Below are 17,027 nucleotides of genomic sequence, written 5' to 3'. Positions count from 1 at the left end.
GGACACAAGACGGGGGTGTCAACGCCCTTAACAAAAAGGGACGTTGACACCCCCGTCCGGGTGCCCGACGCGCTACAGGTCGCGCGGGGCCGCCGTACTGGCCCTGACCACGAGTTCCGTGGCCAACTCGACGCGCGGCGACGCGGGTGCGACGGAGCGCGCGAGGTCGAGAACAGCACGGGCCGCCAACTTGCCCATGTCGGACAGGGGTTGGCGGACCGTGGTGAGCGGCGGCGCGCTCCAGCGCACCTCCGGCAGGTCGTCGAAGCCGACGACGCTCATGTCCTCGGGCACCCGCAGACCGCGCCGGCGCAGCGCCTCGATCGCGCCGAGCGCCATCTGGTCGCTGGACGCGAAGACGGCAGTGGGCGGGTCGGCGAGGTCAAGGAGCTGGTTGCAGCCGGTGAACCCGGACGCGTGGTAGAAGTCGCCGGGCACGATCAGTTCGTCGTCGACCGGCACGCCCGCCACGTCGAGCGCGGCCCGGTACCCGTCGAGCCTGGCCCGCGAGCACAGCAGCCGGGGCGGGCCCTCTATGAACCCGATCCGCCGGTGCCCGAGGCCCAGCAGGTGCTCGGTCGCCGCCATCCCGCCCGCCCAGTTGGTGGCGCCGACCGTCGGCGCCTCGGTCGCGGGCGAGCCTGCCGGGTCGATCACCACCAACGGCACGCCCAGGCGCCGCAGTTCGTCGTGGAGACCGGGTTCGAGGACGGAGGTGACCAGGATGACGCCGTCGGAGGCGCGGGCCCGCAGATTGGTCATCCACTGCCGTGCGGCGCCCGCCCTGTCGTGGATCGCGGAGACCACGGTGCCCACCTCGGCCTCGTGCGCGACCTCCTCGACGCCGCGGATGATCTCCACGGCCCAGGGGCTGTCCAGGTCGTTGAAGACCAGGTCGAGCAGGGCCGCGCGGTCGCCGGGCGCAGGCGGGCGGCGCTGGTAGCGGTGCCGGTGCAGCAGATCCTCCACCCGGGCGCGGGTGGCCGGCGACACGTCGGATCGTCCGTTGACGACCCGCGAGACGGTCGGGACCGAGACCCCGGCCTCCCGCGCGATCTCGGTGATCGTCACCTTGGCCGGCCCGTCCGGGCTCCGCGTGGTCGCCTTGCGCTGAGCGCCTTCCCCGGCCACGTCCCTCACCTCCGTCGACTCGCCATCCGAAAGACCTCCGGATGCCTTCCGGAAACCGTAGGACATGCTGTCGACCGTGCGCCGGTCAAGCCCTGTGCCCAGCCAGGCGAGTTGGCGCCGCCTCCCGGGGCGGGGCGGTGCCTCGCGGGCCGGGGCGGTGCCGGCCTGCTTCAGCGCCGCGAGGACCGCCGCCCAGGGGTACTTGTCGGTGACGCCCCACACGGTGATGCCGTTGCACCGGGCGACGGCCACGCACGCCTGAGTGACCTGCCGGTACACGTTGGCCTGTGCCGCTCCGGAGCCGCCGACGTCGAGCTCGTAGTCGTTGTAGCAGAGCTTGGCCTTGGGGTCGGCCGCTCGTGCGGTGCGAAAGGCGTCCTCGATCCATCCGTCGCCGAGCTGCTACTGGAGGTTGGACTGGCGCCGGCTGCCGTCCCACTCGAACGCCTCGTTGACCACCTCCCACGAGTCGACCTTGCCCGTGTAGTGGCCCGCGACCTTGCCGGGCGTGAGGGCCGGCCCGGTGGCGGAGGCCGCCATCGGGCACGATCTCAGGATGTCGCTGTGTCCACTCCATCTGGTCTTCGCCCCGCTGCTCGACCGACTGACGCCGCTCGTCCTGCGGCACGAGGGATGTCGGACGGGCCGGCTCACTGTGGACTGCGCGGCGGTCGGCTCAACCCGCCGGCGCCCAGCCCGGCCAGGCCACCGGCCTGCGGCCCCCGCTCCCCGCTCCCCGCTCCCCGCTCCGACAGGGTCGTCCGATGAACCGTTCCGCCACCGACCGTCTCCTCGACGTCCTGGGCGCCTTCGACCAGGCACATCCCGCCCTGACCCTCACTCAACTCGCCCACCGCGCCGACCTGCCGCTGGCCACCGCGCACCGGCTCGTCGGCGCGCTGACGCGGTGGGGCGCCCTGGAACGGGACGACGCCGGGCTGTATCACGTGGGGCTGCGCCTGTGGGAGATCGCCGCGCTCGCCCCGCGCGGCCTCGGACTGCGGCAAGCGGCGCTGCCCTTCCTGGAGGACCTGTACGAGGCCACGCACGAGAACGTCCATCTCGCCGTGCGCGACGGCCTGGAGGTCGTCTACATCGAGCGGCTTTCCGGACGTTCCGCGGTGGGCGTGCACTCGCAGGTCGGCGCGCGCTGGCCCCTTCACGCCACCGGAGTCGGACTCGTCCTGCTCGCCCACGGGGGCCTCGACCTCCAGGCCCGGTACCCCACCGACGCCCTGGCCGCTTTCACGCCGTACACGGTGACCGACCCGAACCAACTGCGGCGGATACTCGCCGATGTGCGGCGCGGCGGGGTCGCGGTGAGCGACCGCCAGATCACCGACGACGCGCTGTCGGTGGCGGCACCGGTGCGCGGACCACGCGGGGACGTGGTCGCCGCGGTCTCGGTCGTCGTACCGGTGACGGGGGCGCGGACACCCGCGCTGATTCCGGCGGTCCAGCTGGCCGGACGCGGCATCTCGCGTGCCCTGGGCTGGCAACCCGTCTCTCCCGAGTCCCCGGCTTCCGCCTGACGGAAGTCGCGTTGTGAGGGTGTGCCCCAGGTCACGACTCTGTTCCACGACGCGGAGCGACGGTGCTGCGCGCAGTGACAGGAGGGACGCCTGCCATGACCGATCACACCGCTTTCGCCCGCGACCAGTGGTACGTCGCCGCTTGGTCCTCCGAGGTCGGCCGCGAACTCCTCGGCCGTACCGTCCTCGGCGAACCACTCGCCCTCTACCGCACGCAGGCGGGGGAACCGGTCGTCCTCGCCGACCGCTGCGTGCACCGCCGCTACCCGCTCTCGGCCGGCGGTCTCGACGGTGACCAGGTCGTGTGCGGATACCACGGGTTCACCTACGACACGACCGGGACGTGCGTGTACGTGCCGGGGCAGAAACGCGTTCCGCGTACGGCGCGGGTGAGTTCGTACCCCGTCGCCGAGGTCGACGCCATGGTGTGGGTGTGGATCGGTGACCCGGAACTCGCCGACGCCGACAGGATCCCCCGGGCCCCGCACCTGGCCGAGGACGGCTGGGTGACAGTGCGGGGGATGGAACCGATCGACGCCGACTACGGCCTCCTGGTCGACAACCTGATGGACCTCTCCCACGAGACGTATCTGCACGGCGGCTACATCGGCACCCCGGAGGTCGCCGAGACACCGATCACCACCGAGGTCGACGAGACCGCCGGGATCGTACGGGTCTCACGGCACATGGCCGACGCCGAGTGCCCGCCCTTCTACGCCCGCTCCACCGGGATCGAGGGCCGCATCCAACGGTTGCAGGACATCGAGTACCACGCGCCCTGCCTGTACCTGCTGCACAGCCGCATCAGCCCGTCCGGGGCAGATCCGTCCGGGGTCGATCCGTCCGGGGCTGAATCGTCCGGGGCTGAATCGCCGGTGTTCCGTACGGAGATCACGTACGCCATCACGCCGTCGGCACCCGGCAAGGTCTACGACTTCTGGGCGGTCTCCCGGAACTTCGCCGTCGACGACCACGAAGTGACCGACTTCCTGCGGGACTTCAACCACACGGTCGTCATGCAGGACGTGGACGCGCTCAACCTGCTGCAGCGCTCTCTGGACACCGAGCCCGCCGCCTACCAGGAGCTCAGCATCAACATCGACACCGGAGGTCTGGCCGCCCGCCGCATCCTCGCCAAGCTGGCCGCGGGATGAGCGACGACATCTTCCGCGTCGAGTGGCTCCCCGGCACCGATCTCCTCGACGGCTCCTGCCACTGCGGCGCGCGCCACGCGTGCCAGGACCCGGTCGCCATGTGGGAATGGATGCTCGCCCACCCCGACCACCACTCCGACCACTCCAGCCACCCCGCTGTCACGGAGGAGGACCGCACCTCATGAGCGAGTTGCTCGTCGACCTCGTCGTCACCGAACGCCGCCAGGAAACCGCCGACGTCGTATCCCTGTTCCTGAGCCGCCCCGACGGCGCGCCGCTGCCGGCCTGGGAGCCGGGCGCCCATGTCGACCTCGTCCTGTCCGAGGACCTTGAGCGGCAGTACTCACTGTGCGGCGGCGACGCCCGCGCCTGGCGGATCGCCGTGCTGCGGGAGCAGGAGAGCCGCGGTGGGTCCGCCCATGTACACGGTGAGCTGGGGCCCGGCAGCCGGGTGCGTGCCCGGGGGCCGCGCAACCACTTCCGGCTCGAACCGGCGCCCTCGTACCGGTTCGTGGCGGGCGGCATCGGCATCACCCCGATCCTGCCGATGCTGCATGCCGCAGCCGGCGAATGGTCGTTGTACTACGGCGCCCGCTCGCGCCAATCAATGGCGTTCACCGAGGAGTTGGCGACCAGCCATCCCGCCGACAGGATCCGGCTCTGCGAGGGACCGCTCGACCTGCCGGAGTTCCTGGCCGGCCTACGGCCAGGTGAACTCGTCTACGCCTGCGGCCCGGAACCCCTGCTCGCCGCCGTCGAGGCCCTGGTGCCACCCGAGGCCCTGCGCACAGAACGCTTCACCCCGACACAGGCCGACACCGACACCGCCGGGAACACACCCTTCGAGGTCGAACTGGCCCGCTCCGGCCGTACGTTGACGGTCCCGGCCGACGAGTCAATCCTCGCCACGTTGCGGAGGGCCGGGGTGGAGGTTCTCTACTCCTGCACAGAAGGCACCTGCGGCACCTGCGAGACGGACGTACTGGCCGGAAAAGTCGACCACCGCGACAACGTGCTCACCGCACAGGAGCGGGCCTGCGACGACACGCTCATGGTGTGCGTGTCACGGGCGAAGGAGGGCCGGCTCACGCTGGACCTTTGACGGGCACGGGCCGGAATCCGAGTACGGTACGCGCCGCCGGCCCCCAAAAAAGTCGCTCCCAAACACGAAGTAGGGGCCACCCGAACCTGCGCCCCCTTGCCCCCAGTCAAGTGCATAATTCTGGTTCGTAGTTCTGAAGCCCGGTTGACGGCCGTACGACGCCATACGCGGAAGTACAGCGCCGCTGGGCCCCCTACGGGCCGATCCCCTGCCTGCCGAACTTGGCAGCAAGCTCAGAGATTCGGTTGGGCAACATGGTCCACATCAAGCTGACCATGGAACGAGGCACCGCCGATACCTTCGGACTCGACGTACTCCGCAGCCCCGGAGACGAAGAACGAACCCGCCTGTTCTACGACGCTCCCGCAGGACAGCTGGGCGTCGACCGATCAAGATCCGGGAACAACTCCAGCGCCGAGCCCAACTTCGGCATCCACAAGGGCCCGCGCAGACTCTCAGACGGCACCTGACCCTCGACGTGTTCCTCGACCGCTCGATGATCGAGGCATACGCGAACTCGCCACCTCCTGGAACCGGCACCCCTGCAAGCTTCGTGGCGGGATGGCAACAAGACCTGGATCCCGTACGCGACCCCGAGCGGGGGGGGCTGGCCCTGCGCGCCTGGTTCAGGCCCGGGCACGCGGAGGTCACGACAGTCGACGTCGACGATCACGCGACCCGGCTTACGGGCCGGCTCCTCGGGAGAAGGGACCAGGACGGCCGCTTCGCCATCGACGTGCCGGCCTCCCTTGTGGCCGCGTACCACCCCGGGGACGGAGCGGTTTGGGAACTGTCCCTGAGCGCGTACGGCGGGCCGGAGGTCCGCCTGGGGATGATCACGACCTGGTGCTCAGAGCCCGCCCGCTTCGAGATAGTCGGCCGCAGTATGTGGGGCACGCGATCTCGTCACCACGTTTGCACGGCACGGCACGGCACGGCACGGCACGGCCAGGGCCGGGCCCCCGATGGCGGGCCCGGCCGGCGTCAGGTCACCGGGGCCAAGTGCCGTTCAGGTCACCGGATCGAGGAAGGTCAGCACCGAGGCGTCCTCCTCGATCAGCGGGGCGAGTGCGGTGTTGAACGGGCCACCGTACGGGGCCTTCAGATGCTCCTGGAAGGCGTCCTCGTCCCGGTACATCTCGAAGATCCAGTAGGCACGCGGGCTTGACGCCTTGGTGTAGATGTCAAAGGCGAGGTTGCCTTCCTCCTCGCGCACCTTCTTGGCGTAGTCAAGGAGCAGGCGGGCGACCTCGTCCTTTGCACCGTCGCGGGCGGTGAACTCGGCGAGCAGGGTCTTGTTCATTGTGTGGTGTCATCCTTCGTGGTCGAAGACGGTCGGGGTCAGTCGCGGTACGAGTTGAGGTGCCAGACGCGGGCCCGGTCCAGCTTCACCGACCCGTTCTCGGCGAAGACCTGGACGCCCTGGCTGTCGGGGTCGGGGAAGATCTGGTCGGTGATCACTGCCTCGCCGCTCCCGCCGAAGACCTCGACGGACGACCAATCGACGAGGATCCGCAGCTTCACCTTGCCGTTCTTGGCCTTCAGGGGTGCTCTCTGGACTCCGGGGAAGGCGTCGCTGAATTCCACGGCACCGGAGTTGGTCCGGTCGACGTACAGCTCCTGCGTCGTGGTGTCGTAGCCGATGACGGTCTCCTCGCCGTCGGCGCCGGTGCGTACCTTCAGGCCGAAGCGTTCGGCGTCCTTGAGGGAGAAGGTCGCCTCGATGTCGAGTGCCCTGCCCTTGGCCGCGGGACCGGTCAGGGGCTTCGAGGTGCTCTTGAGGGTGACGTCGTCCGCCTTCGCCGGGCGCTCCTGCCGCAGCGACGCCAGGCTGTCGACCGGCTCGCTGGTCAGCTGGATTCGGCCGTTGACGGTACGCAGGGCCATCTGCCGGGGGACGCTCTGCGCGCCGCGCCAGGGAGAGGTGGGGATGGAGCCGCCGTACTCCCAGTTGTTCATCCAGCCGATCATGTGACGCTTGTCGCCCGGCGCGTTCTCCCAGGACACCGCCGCGTAGTAGTCCTTGCCGTAGTCGGCCCAGTCGGCGCGCTGCACAACGGACTTGGCGGGGGCGTCGGCGGTGGTGAACCGGTCGGCCAGGAGGTGGCCCATGCCGGCGGTATTCATGTCGACGAGTTGGATCCGCGCCTCCTTGCCCGTGTAGGGGCGCATGTCGAAGGAGGCCCAGTCCAAGGTCTCGCTGTGGGAGCCGGTGGCGCTTTGCACGACCTTGCCGTCGACGACCAGGTTGACGGATGTTTCCTGGGAGAGGGGCCGGGCCTTGGTGTCGGAGAGCATGATGTGGTCGACGTTGAGGTGACCCCAGCCGCCGGTGTGGTCGTCGACGATCCTGATCCGCGCCTTCTTGCCGACGAGGTCTTTGACGTCCCAGGAAGCCCAGTTGAGCGCCTCGGCGTCCTTTCCGGTCGCGCTGTGCACCACTTGGCCGTCGATGAGGAGTTCGACGGCGGTGGGGTTCTCGGAGCCGGCCGGGTGGTTTCCGCCGCCGACGAGGAAGTTGACGTAGTCCTTGTCGATGGTGAATTCGGGTGAGGTGAGTGTGCCTGTGGTGGAGTCGCCGTCACGGAAGGTGTTGACCAGGCCGCCGCCCAGGAATCCGGAGACTTCCTGCTGGTTGGGGAGGGTGCCGGTGGCCGGTGCCGAGCCGAAGGCGTCGCCGGTCGTCGTCCAGTCGCCGTAGCTGCCGCCTTCGAAGTCGGCGAGGACCGTACCCGTGGGCGGGTCTCCCTGCTCGAGGACCGTGCCGGGTTTGTGCGGGTGCCGTCCGCCGCCGACCTTGAAGTTCAGGTACTTGCTGTCGACGGTGAACTCGGGCGAGGTGAGGATGCCGGTGGCGCCGTCACCGCCGTGGAAGCTGTTGGCGAGGCCCGTGCCGTCGTAGCCGGTGACCTTCCCCTGTCCTGCCACCGCCCCGGCGGCCGGTTTGTCGCCGAACGCGGTGCCGGTGGTGGTCCACTTGCCGAAGTCCGTGCCCTCGAAGTCCTGCGTCACCGTGCCGGCCGGCGGGGTGTACGTGCCCTTGTCGTCGGCGGTGAACTTCTTGCCGTCGAAGTCGCCGACGAAGTACTGAGCGGCCGAACCTCCGGCGATGCCGCCGGGGTTGATGTTGACGACCAGCACCCACTTGGTTCTCTTCTTGTCGCCGTCGACCGGGAGGGGGAACAGGTCGGGGCACTCCCACACTCCGCCCGTCGCGCCGGCCGGCCCGAAGTCGCTGAGCAGCTTCCAGTCCTTGAGGTTCTTGGACGAGTAGAACTGCACCTTGTGCTCGGTGGACAGCGATACCGTCATCAGCCAGCTCTTGGTCGGCGCGTGCCACTGGACCTTGGGGTCGCGGAACTCCTTGGAGCCGAGGTCGATGACGGGATTGCCCTTGTACTTGGTCCAGGTGCGGCCACGGTCGGTGCTGTAGGCGAGCGACTGCGCCTGTATGCCCGTGTCCTTGTAGGCGCTGGTGTAGATCGCCACCATGGGCGGGTTCTTCTTGGTGCCGAACCCGGTCGTGTTGTTCCAGTCGACGACCGCGCTGCCGGAGAACACCGCTTCCTTGTCGTCGTGCGACAGGGCGAGCGGAAGTTCCTTCCAGCGTACGAGGTCCTTGCTCACCGTGTGGCCCCAGGACATGTCGCCCCACGAGTTGCCGTTGGGGTTGTACTGGTAGAAGAGGTGGTACTCGCCCTTGTAGTACACGAGGCCGTTGGGGTCGTTCATCCAGTTCTTCTTCGGGGTGAAGTGGAACTGGGGCCGGTAGGTCTCGGAGTACGGCGAGGTGTCGGCAGCCACGGCCTGGGGGGCCAACGGGGCTGCGGTCAGGGCACAGACGGTTGCCACCGCCGCGATCATCCGGATTCGGGCATGCCGGGGTACTCGTCCAGAGCTCATGGTGTCTCCTGTGCTGCGGTCGTCCACACAGCGGTGCATTCGCCACACAGCGGTGCATGATGCCCGGGGCGGACCAACCGAGAAGGGGCGTCATCGTTGACTTGTGTCATCGATGACATCGAGTGGGGCGATGATGGACGCAGTCCGGCCGCCGCGTCAACGGTCCGGCCGCGATGTCGTGCTCCGCGATCCGTCGGTGCGTCAGGCGCGCTCTGCTGTGGCGAGCTGCTCCAACTGACTCGCCAACTGGCTCTGCCACGGCGGGTTGGGACCGGCGACCGAGCAGGTCAGGGCCGCTGTCCGAGCGGCGAAGACGCACGCTTCCGCGACGTCGTCGAGGCCAAGTTCCGGCAGCCGGCCACCGAGAAGTCCGCGGGTGCCAAGGTGGTGCAGCAGCCCTGCCGTGAAGGAGTCCCCCGCCCCGACGGTGTCCACCACACTTGTCCGCACGGCGGGCACCTTCACCCGTTCACCGTCGAGTGAGGCCAAGGCGCCGTCTGCGCCGAGTGTGATCACGACGAGCCGGGCACCGGCCGCATGCCAGATGTCGCATGCCTGCGCGGGCGGGATGCCCGGCAGCAGCAGCTCCAAGTCGTCCTCGCTCAGCCGCAGCACATCGGCGAGGGCGCACCAGTGCGCCAACCGGGCACGATAGACGTCGGGTTGTACGAGCAGTGGCCGGACATTGGGGTCGATGCTGATGGTCGCCCGGGTGGCCGCAGCCGCCAGGAAGCCCTCGACCGCTGCCGCGCCGGGCTCCTGGACCAAGGCCAGGGAGCCGGTGTGCACGCAGGCGGTATCGGACAGATCAACCCGGGCCAGCTCCTCGGCCGTCCACTGCCAGTCGGCCGTGTTCTGCGCGTGGAAGGAGAACGCGGCCTGCCCCTGGGCGTCCAGCTCCGCCACGGCGAGCGTGCTGGGTTCGGCGGCCGGGACGGAGCTCGACAAGTCCACCCCCGATGCCTCCAGGCGGGCACGGAACAAGCGGCCGAACACATCGCCGGACAGGCGCGCGAGGAAGCGGGCCGGAGTGCCGAGTCGGGCCAGCGAAACCGCCGTATTCGCAGGTCCGCCGCCCGGTAGTACACGCAGGGCGAGTTCATTGGGAGTGCTTGCGGGTTCGGTGAACGCGTCCGCGACGCACTCTCCAAGGACGGTGATCTGACGCGGGCTCATGGACTGCTCTTCTCTGACGGACGTGTGGGCGAAGCGGACGGATGCGTGGGCGAAGCAGACGGATGCGTGGGCGAAGCAGACGTCGTTGAGCGCCCGTCGAGCACTGCAAGTGAGGGGCGACTGCGGGAGTTTGCCGATTTGTGACGGGTGCAAGGCATTGACGTTTCCCGGAGGCGGAGTCCATCATCCTCGCCATGAAGTGTCAACGATGACATAAGTCAACGATGACACTCCGGCGGCATGCCTGACCTCCAACCCCGTGCCGCTCGCCATCCCACAGGAGTCGACCATGCCTCGCACCACTCGTCTGCCCTCCTCCCTCCTCCGAGTCGCCGCCCTCACGGGCGTGGCGGCCCTCACCCTGACGGCCTGCGGATCCGGCTCCGGATCGAGTTCCACCAGCGCCGGTTCAGGCAAAGTCAAGGTCGGCCTGATCACCAAGACGGACACCAACCCGTTCTTCGTGAAGATGAAGGAGGGCGCGGAGAAGGCCGCCAAGGACAACGGCGCCCAACTGTCCACTGCCGCAGGCAAGTTCGACGGCGACAACGCCGGGCAGGTCACCGCCATCGAGAACATGGTCGCCTCCGGCGTGAAGGGCATCCTGATCACCCCGAGCGACTCCAAGGCCATCGTGCCCGCGATCGCGAAGGCCCGCGCCAAGGGCGTCCTGGTCATCGCCCTGGACACCCCGACCGAGCCGCAGAGCGCCGTCGACGCCCTCTTCGCCACCGACAACCTCGACGCCGGCAAGCGGATCGGCCAGTACTCCAAGGCCGCCATGAAGGGCAAGACGGCGAAGATAGCCACCCTCGACCTCGCACCGGGCGTCTCCGTGGGCGTGCAACGGCACAACGGATTCCTGCAGGGCTTCGGCATCGGCGCCAAGGACAAGTCGATCGTCTGCTCGCAGGACACCGGCGGCGACCAGGCCAAGGGCCAGACCGCGATGGAGAACTGTCTCCAGAAGGACCCGGACATCAACCTCGTCTACACCATCAACGAACCGGCCGCGCTGGGCGCGTACACGGCGCTCAAGGCGAAGGGCCGGGAGAAGGACGTCCTGATCGTCTCCGTCGACGGCGGCTGCACCGGCACCCGGGCGGTCAAGGACGGCAAGATCGCCGCCACGTCCCAGCAGTACCCGCTGAAGATGGCCGCCCAGGGCGTCGAAGCGGTCGTGACGTACGCCAAGAACGGCAAGAAGGCGTCCGGTTACACCGACACGGGCATCAACCTGATCACCGACAAGGCGCAGGCCAAGGTCGCGTCCAAGGACACCTCGTTCGGCCTGAAGAGCTGCTGGGGCTGAGCCCGACCCCAAGGTCGTACGACTCTCCGCCTCCGCCCTCGTCGACTCCGCCTCTCCCCTCCTTGGGTCCGCCTCTCCCCTCATCGGGTCCGCCTCTCCCCTCATCGGGGCGGCCGCCCCTTCCTCCCTGACCGGGACGGGCGCCTCCCGCTCGTCCTCCAGTCCCTCCGACCAGGACGGACAACGACCTCTGTCTTCCGACAAGGACTTCGCATGACAGCCACGACCACACCTCCGGACACGTCCGCGCCGTACGCCGGGCTCAAAGCGCCGACCACGGGCCGCAGACTGCTCACGGCACCGACCACCGGCCCCCTGGTCGCCCTCCTCCTGGCCTGTGCCTTCTTCTCCTCCTCGAACGACCAGTTCCTCACCGGCGGGAACTTCTCACTGATCGTGCAGCAGGTGATGGTCGTCGGCACCCTCGCCATCGGCCAGACCCTGATCATCCTCACGGCGGGCATCGACCTGTCGTGCGGTGCCGTGATGGCGTTCGGCAGCATCGTGATCGCCAAAATGGCCGCCGAGGGTTCCCTGCCCCCGCTCCTCGCCATCGCGCTCGGCATAGCCGTCTGCGGCGGATTCGGGCTGCTCAACGGGCTGTTGGTGCAAAAGATCCCGCTGCCGCCGTTCATCGTCACCCTCGGCATGCTCAACGTGGCGTTCGCGCTGACCCACATCTACTCCGAGGAGCAGACGATCAGCAGCCTGCCCGGGCCGCTGACTGCCCTCGGGCAGACCTTCCCGCTCGGCAACACCGACATCACCTACGGCTCCCTGCTCACCATCGCCCTGTTCCTCTTCCTCGCGTATGCGCTGAGCAGCACCAGTTGGGGCCGGCACGTGTACGCCCGGGGCAACAGCCAGGAAGCGGCGCGCCTGAACGGCATCCGCACCTCCCGTCTGACCATCGGCATCTACACCGTGGCAGGCCTCCTTTACGGCATCGCAGCCCTGCTGCTCATCTCCCGCACCGGAGTGGGCGATCCGCAGGCCGGCCAGACCGACAACCTCGACAGCATCACCGCTGTGGTCCTCGGCGGCACCAGCCTCTTCGGCGGACGCGGATCGGTCCTGGGCACGTTCATCGGCGTCCTCATCGTCGGTGTGTTCCGCAACGGCCTGCAGCTGATGGGCGTCGCCTCCACATACCAGACGCTGATCACCGGGGTCCTGGTGATCCTCGCGGTGACCGTCGACCAGATCTCCCGGAAGAAGACCCGATGACCGCCGCCTCCTCCCCCGTCCCCGTGCTGCAGGCCCGTGGTCTGGTCAAGCGCTACGGCCAGGTCACCGCGATCGACGGCGCCGACTTCGACCTGATGCCCGGCGAGGTGCTCGCCGTCATCGGCGACAACGGTGCCGGCAAGACCAGCCTGATCAAGGCGCTCACCGGCGCGGTGATTCCCGACGCGGGCGAGATACGCCTCAACGGCGAGCCCATCGCCTTCTCCGGCCCGCAGAGCGCACGCGCCCACGGCATCGAGACGGTCTATCAGGACCTCGCCGTTGCCGCCTCCATGGACATCGCCTCGAACATGTTCCTCGGGCGCGAGCTGCGCCGCCCCGGCGTCCTCGGCAGTGTCTTCCGGATGCTGGACAAGAAGCGCATGCGCCAGGAAGCCGCCGAGCACATGGCCGACCTGAAGATCGGTCTGCGCTCGCTCACGCAGTCGGTCGAGACTCTCTCAGGCGGACAGCGGCAGGCTGTCGCTGTCGCCCGTTCCGTCGCCTGGGCCAGCAGCGTCGTCGTCATGGACGAACCCACCGCGGCCCTCGGCGTCAAGGAGTCCGGCCAAGTCCTCGACCTCATCCGCCGCGTTCGGGACAAGGGCATGCCGGTGGTCCTGATCAGCCACAACATGCCGCACGTCTTCGAGATCGCCGACCGGATCCACGTCCACCGCCTTGGCCGGCGCGCAGCGGTGATCAAGCCCGCCGACTACTCCATGGCGGAGGTCGTCGCCATCATGACCGGCGCGCTCACACTCGACGCGTCCGGGGATACTGTCGTAGCGGATTCCGAGGCGGCAAAGGCCGCGGGAGTCCAGGCCAACTGACCGGACAACTAAAACGCTCACAGGTTCCGGCCGAGGCCGCGGCCGGAACCGACGCGCAAGGGGGCCATCTTCTCCATGGCAGCGAACCGCCGCCCGACCCTGGCAGACGTCGCCCGTGAAGTGGGCGTCAGCGCCAAGACCGTCTCCCGTGTCCTCAACGCGGACGGCCCCGCCTCGGCACAGACCAGGGAACAGGTACTCGCCGCCGTCACCAAACTCGGCTTCCAGCCGAACCTGATGGCCCGCAACATCCGAGTCGGCGGACCCGACACCACTGTCGGCCTTGTCATCCCCGACCTCGCCAACCCCTTCTTCGGAGCCGTCGCCAGAAGCATCGAGGACACCGTCCGAGACCGCGGCCTGACGCTTCTCATGGGCTCCTCCGCGGACGACCCCGACCGCGAGCGCGCGCTGACAGACAAGTTCCTCGCCCGCCGCGTCAGCGTTCTGATGGTCGTGCCGTCGGTCGGCGCCGGCCACGCCCACCTGAAGACCCACCGTGCGACGGGCCTGCCGATCGTCTTCATCGACCGCCCGGGGGCAGGCCTGGCCACGGACAGCGTCGTCAGCTCCAACCGCACGGGCGCTCACGGCGGCGTCGCCCATCTCATCGCCCACGGCCACCGGCGCATCGGCTTCATCGGTGACCTTCCCGCCAAGCTCTACACCCGCCGTGAACGTCTGGCGGGCTACCGCTCGGCCCTGCAGGAAGCCGATATCCCCTACGACCGCTCGCTCGTCGTCAACGCCCACGACCAGCGAGGGGCCGAAGCGGCGGCCGGACAATTGCTCGACCGGGCCGAACCGCCCACGGCCCTGTTCGCAGGCAACAACATCATGGCGCTGGGGATCGTCGCTGAACTCGCCCGGAGCGGACGCAAACACGTGGCGGTCGTCGCCTTCGACGACGTATCGCTGGCTGATGCCCTCGAACCGGCCCTGACCGTCGTCGCCCAGGACCCCGAAGAGATCGGCAGAACAGCAGCCGTGACGGCCCTGGCCCGGCTCGACGGCGACCGGTCCCGTGCTCGCACCGTCACCGTTCCCACCCGATTGATCGTCCGCGGATCGGGCGAGCAGTCCGTGGCGGCGGCCCGCAGCTGAACGTCGCCCTGGCGAGCTTTCCGTTGACGGAGACCAGCACGGGGGCACAACCATGCGGGAACAGCGTCGCCACTGCGTGAATCCTCGTCCTCGCAGGGCAAGGATTGCCAGATTCGGGTCGCGACAGATACCGCATCCGGGAAGCGGGCACGGAAGTGCCGGATCTCGTCGTGCACCCCACGGCTTCTGACCGAAGACGTCGACCATGGCCGACGAGCCGAGAACGGCCGGTACGGGCTGGGGCGCGGATGCGGCTTCAGCCGGAACCACTCCGTGGCCGTCAGACCAAAGGTGACCGGCGCTCCTCGAACGTGACCCGAACAAGCGCCGGATACGCCATTGGCAGGTGCCGCGGCAGCGCTCCTTCTCCTCCGCCACCGTATTCTGTCCAGTATCCGCATACCCGCCAACTCGCTTTAGTTATTGGGGAGTTTGACCATCGGGGGGTGCATGGGCATGCCGCTGCAGGGACATTCCCACAACTACTCACGCAGCGAGGCGACGCGCCTGCTCTGTGCAGGGACCTATGTCCACGGCATGTTCCGCCGCAAGGTCATCGAGGAACTCATCGAGCACGAGGAGCGGTCCGTCGCTCCCTCGCTCGGGATCGATGTAGTCCCTGTCCTGGCTCACGCGCTGCGCGCCCGCCGTCTGGAGGTGCAGGCCGCGGTGCAGGTCCTGTTGATATGGGTGCTGTTCATCGTGGTCGAGCTGAACGCCAATGTCCCGTCGCTGCTGGTGCCGTGGTTCCTGGTGTACGCGGTGATCGTCCTGTTGGTGTTGAGCACCCGGTTGACCCTCGGCGCGCGTAGCCTGTCCGTCTACACCATGGATCGAGCGACCCTGCGCCGCGCCAGCAGCGGCCGGCTCACCGTGCTGGCGCCGATCGGCCCCCGCATGTTCGTCCTCGCCTACTGGGTTGCGGCGCTCTTCCTCGCCCTCTCCGATCCCGCGGTGCTGCTCGCCCTGCTCTTCCCGCTGCTGCTGGTCCTGCCGGTGTGGCTGCACCGCTCGCGGGTCGAGGACATCATGCGTCACGAGCTGTCGTCCGACGCCTTTTCGAGGGTGCCCCGCGCGCTGCCGCAGAGCACGCTGCGGCTACGGCGGATCACCGCCGCCATCGACCGTGAGCAGTACGCCCCGCTCACCTTCTACGACCCCTACCGCCCGTTCGTCGGCGCCGGACGCCCCTACGAACCCTGGTCCTTCGCCCTCGAACTGCGCCGCCGCATCGCTCCGGACGGCAGCCGGCCCACCGCCGACCGTCTGCTGGCTCGTACCGTCGTCGATCTGATCGTGCCCCGTCTTGAGCGGCTGTGCGCCTCCGCCGCTGCCACCGGCCGCGACCGTCTGCGCGAGCTGGAAATCGACGAGTTCGTCTATCTGCCGGTCGGTCCGGCCCGCGGTCAGGTCTCCTATGACGCCCTCTCCGTTCAGCGGCATCTGACCGAGGCCGTCGACGAAGGCGGCGAGGCCCGACGGCACTTCCTGCGGATCCGGATCGGCGCCTGGGACGAGCAGGTGGTCGTCTCCATCCTGGTCCGGGTGCATACCCAGGGCGAGATGCTGGTCCTCGAGGTCATCCCGCACATCCTGATGCCGCTGAGTGACACGTTCAGGATCGTGGACGTCGTCGCTGCCCGCGACCACCCGGACGTAGGACGCGAAGCGGTCCGCGCCCTGTTCGCCGCGCCCTCCGCGTCCGTGGCAGCCGGGGCCTCCGCCATCCGCACGCTCATCGCGCTCTTCCGCGTCTGGCTGGCCGACCCCCGGCGCGCGATACCGGACGGCCCTGAGGCGTCGATCCGCGAGCAGGGCAGCGCCGAGCAGGTCTCGCTGATGCAGGAGATGGACATCAGCCGCTACGTGAAGACGGTCCAGGACCGGATCATCAGCGGCGTACGGGAAGCGTTACGCACCCAGGGCTACGAGACGGGCGAGTTCGAGCAGCAGATCGTCAATGTCAGCAGTGGCGGCGTCTTCGTCGGAGCCATGAGCGGCGGGGCCGTGGCCACCGGCGACCATGCCGGCGCCCATCACTCCTCGCGGCCGGGCCCGGCCCACGGCAACGCACCCCAGAAGCCACCAGGAGGTTCCTCATGACCGACACCGCACCACCCCACAGCCCTGACCCGGGCGGCACCAATGAACCACCACGCCGCGTCGCGGGCCCCACCTCGGGCAACATCACCATCACCACGATGCACGGCGGCGCGGTCGCCTCCGGTCCCGGCGCCCAGGCGGTGCACACCACAAACGATGGTGTGCCGCTGGGCCGGGACACCGCGGCCCTGCTGGCGGCCATCCACACCCTGCGCGACCAGCTGCCGCTGCTCGCCCCCAGCGCTCCGGGCCCGGACAGCCTGGACCCCACCCTCGACCTGGACGGCCAACTCGCCCGGGTCGAGGAGGAGATAGCCACCACAGGGCGGCCGGACCAAGGCCGCCTTGAGCGGCTGCGCGCCCACCTGGAGACAGGCACGAGCGCGGCCGGTGGCCTGGCCTCGGCGGTAGCTGTGGTCCAGGCGATAGTCCAGCTGCTGAGCGGCTGAA

The 17,027-nt window shown here is 68.9% G+C and carries 15 protein-coding genes and 1 pseudogene; 11 read left to right on the top strand and 5 right to left on the bottom strand.

Going from position 1 to position 17,027, the window contains the following annotated elements; genetic code table 11:
* Positions 1-72: 72 nt before the first annotated feature.
* Together E5671_RS39310 and E5671_RS47535 are read right to left on the bottom strand one after the other, a co-directional pair.
* Positions 73-1,131 (bottom strand): LacI family DNA-binding transcriptional regulator, encoded by a 1,059-nt coding sequence (locus E5671_RS39310; RefSeq protein WP_336606083.1) that lies wholly within the window; start codon positions 1,129-1,131, stop codon positions 73-75.
* Positions 1,132-1,329: 198 nt separating this feature from the next.
* A pseudogene (locus E5671_RS47535) lies at positions 1,330-1,671 on the bottom strand (endo-1,4-beta-xylanase); the annotation flags it as partial.
* 224 nt (positions 1,672-1,895) lie between these two features.
* On the opposite strand from E5671_RS47535, the gene E5671_RS39300 reads away from it, so the two are divergent.
* From E5671_RS39300 to E5671_RS39280, 5 genes are all read left to right on the top strand, one after another.
* On the top strand, positions 1,896-2,663 hold the full coding sequence (locus E5671_RS39300) for an IclR family transcriptional regulator (protein WP_160508994.1): 768 nt from the start codon (positions 1,896-1,898) through the stop codon (positions 2,661-2,663).
* Between the two features lie 95 nt (positions 2,664-2,758).
* On the top strand, positions 2,759-3,817 hold the full coding sequence (locus E5671_RS39295) for an aromatic ring-hydroxylating dioxygenase subunit alpha (RefSeq protein ID WP_160508993.1): 1,059 nt from the start codon (positions 2,759-2,761) through the stop codon (positions 3,815-3,817).
* Positions 3,814-4,002 carry a hypothetical protein gene (locus tag E5671_RS39290; RefSeq protein ID WP_160508992.1) on the top strand — a complete coding sequence of 63 codons (189 nt, stop codon included), beginning with the start codon at positions 3,814-3,816 and terminating at the stop codon, positions 4,000-4,002. The genes E5671_RS39295 and E5671_RS39290 overlap by 4 nt, the downstream gene beginning before the upstream one ends.
* Positions 3,999-4,919 (top strand): PDR/VanB family oxidoreductase, encoded by a 921-nt coding sequence (locus E5671_RS39285; protein WP_160508991.1) that lies wholly within the window; start codon positions 3,999-4,001, stop codon positions 4,917-4,919. Before E5671_RS39290 ends, E5671_RS39285 begins: the two co-directional genes overlap by 4 nt.
* 254 nt (positions 4,920-5,173) lie before the next feature.
* Positions 5,174-5,389 carry a GH32 C-terminal domain-containing protein gene (locus E5671_RS39280; RefSeq protein ID WP_160508990.1) on the top strand — a complete coding sequence of 72 codons (216 nt, stop codon included), beginning with the start codon at positions 5,174-5,176 and terminating at the stop codon, positions 5,387-5,389.
* A 539-nt stretch (positions 5,390-5,928) separates the two neighbouring features.
* Here E5671_RS39280 and E5671_RS39275 read toward each other — a convergent pair.
* From E5671_RS39275 to E5671_RS39265, 3 genes are all read right to left on the bottom strand, one after another.
* Positions 5,929-6,222: a putative quinol monooxygenase gene (locus tag E5671_RS39275; protein WP_160508989.1), complete on the bottom strand. Its 294-nt coding sequence runs from the start codon at positions 6,220-6,222 to the stop codon at positions 5,929-5,931.
* A 38-nt stretch (positions 6,223-6,260) separates the two neighbouring features.
* Positions 6,261-8,822: a GH32 C-terminal domain-containing protein gene (locus E5671_RS39270; RefSeq protein WP_160508988.1), complete on the bottom strand. Its 2,562-nt coding sequence runs from the start codon at positions 8,820-8,822 to the stop codon at positions 6,261-6,263.
* Between the two features lie 201 nt (positions 8,823-9,023).
* A complete protein-coding gene (locus E5671_RS39265; protein WP_160508987.1) occupies positions 9,024-9,998 on the bottom strand; it encodes a carbohydrate kinase family protein in 975 nt (324 codons plus the stop codon).
* Positions 9,999-10,287: 289 nt separating this feature from the next.
* Between E5671_RS39265 and E5671_RS39260 the strand changes: the two genes are divergently transcribed.
* The 6 genes from E5671_RS39260 (at position 10,288) to E5671_RS39235 (ending at position 17,026) form a co-directional block, all read left to right on the top strand.
* The gene (locus E5671_RS39260; protein WP_160508986.1) at positions 10,288-11,310 is read left to right on the top strand and encodes a sugar ABC transporter substrate-binding protein; all 1,023 of its coding nucleotides are present in this window, start codon (positions 10,288-10,290) and stop codon (positions 11,308-11,310) included.
* A 213-nt stretch (positions 11,311-11,523) separates the two neighbouring features.
* Positions 11,524-12,537, top strand: a complete 1,014-nt coding sequence (locus E5671_RS39255) for an ABC transporter permease (protein ID WP_160508985.1) — start codon at positions 11,524-11,526, stop codon at positions 12,535-12,537.
* Complete coding sequence (locus E5671_RS39250) at positions 12,534-13,370, top strand: ATP-binding cassette domain-containing protein (protein ID WP_160508984.1); 837 nt, start codon at positions 12,534-12,536, stop codon at positions 13,368-13,370. The genes E5671_RS39255 and E5671_RS39250 overlap by 4 nt, the downstream gene beginning before the upstream one ends.
* 75 nt (positions 13,371-13,445) lie before the next feature.
* The gene (locus E5671_RS39245) at positions 13,446-14,474 is read left to right on the top strand and encodes a LacI family DNA-binding transcriptional regulator (RefSeq protein ID WP_160508983.1); all 1,029 of its coding nucleotides are present in this window, start codon (positions 13,446-13,448) and stop codon (positions 14,472-14,474) included.
* Positions 14,475-14,930: 456 nt separating this feature from the next.
* Positions 14,931-16,577, top strand: coding sequence for a hypothetical protein (locus tag E5671_RS39240; protein WP_237330335.1), 1,647 nt, complete (start codon positions 14,931-14,933; stop codon positions 16,575-16,577).
* Complete coding sequence (locus tag E5671_RS39235) at positions 16,574-17,026, top strand: hypothetical protein (RefSeq protein ID WP_160508981.1); 453 nt, start codon at positions 16,574-16,576, stop codon at positions 17,024-17,026. The genes E5671_RS39240 and E5671_RS39235 overlap by 4 nt, the downstream gene beginning before the upstream one ends.
* The last annotated feature ends 1 nt before the right edge of the window (position 17,027 follow it).

It is taken from the genome of Streptomyces sp. BA2, from assembly GCF_009769735.1.
GTDB lineage: Bacteria > Actinomycetota > Actinomycetes > Streptomycetales > Streptomycetaceae > Streptomyces.
This window is presented reverse-complemented; position numbering and strand designations above follow the sequence as displayed.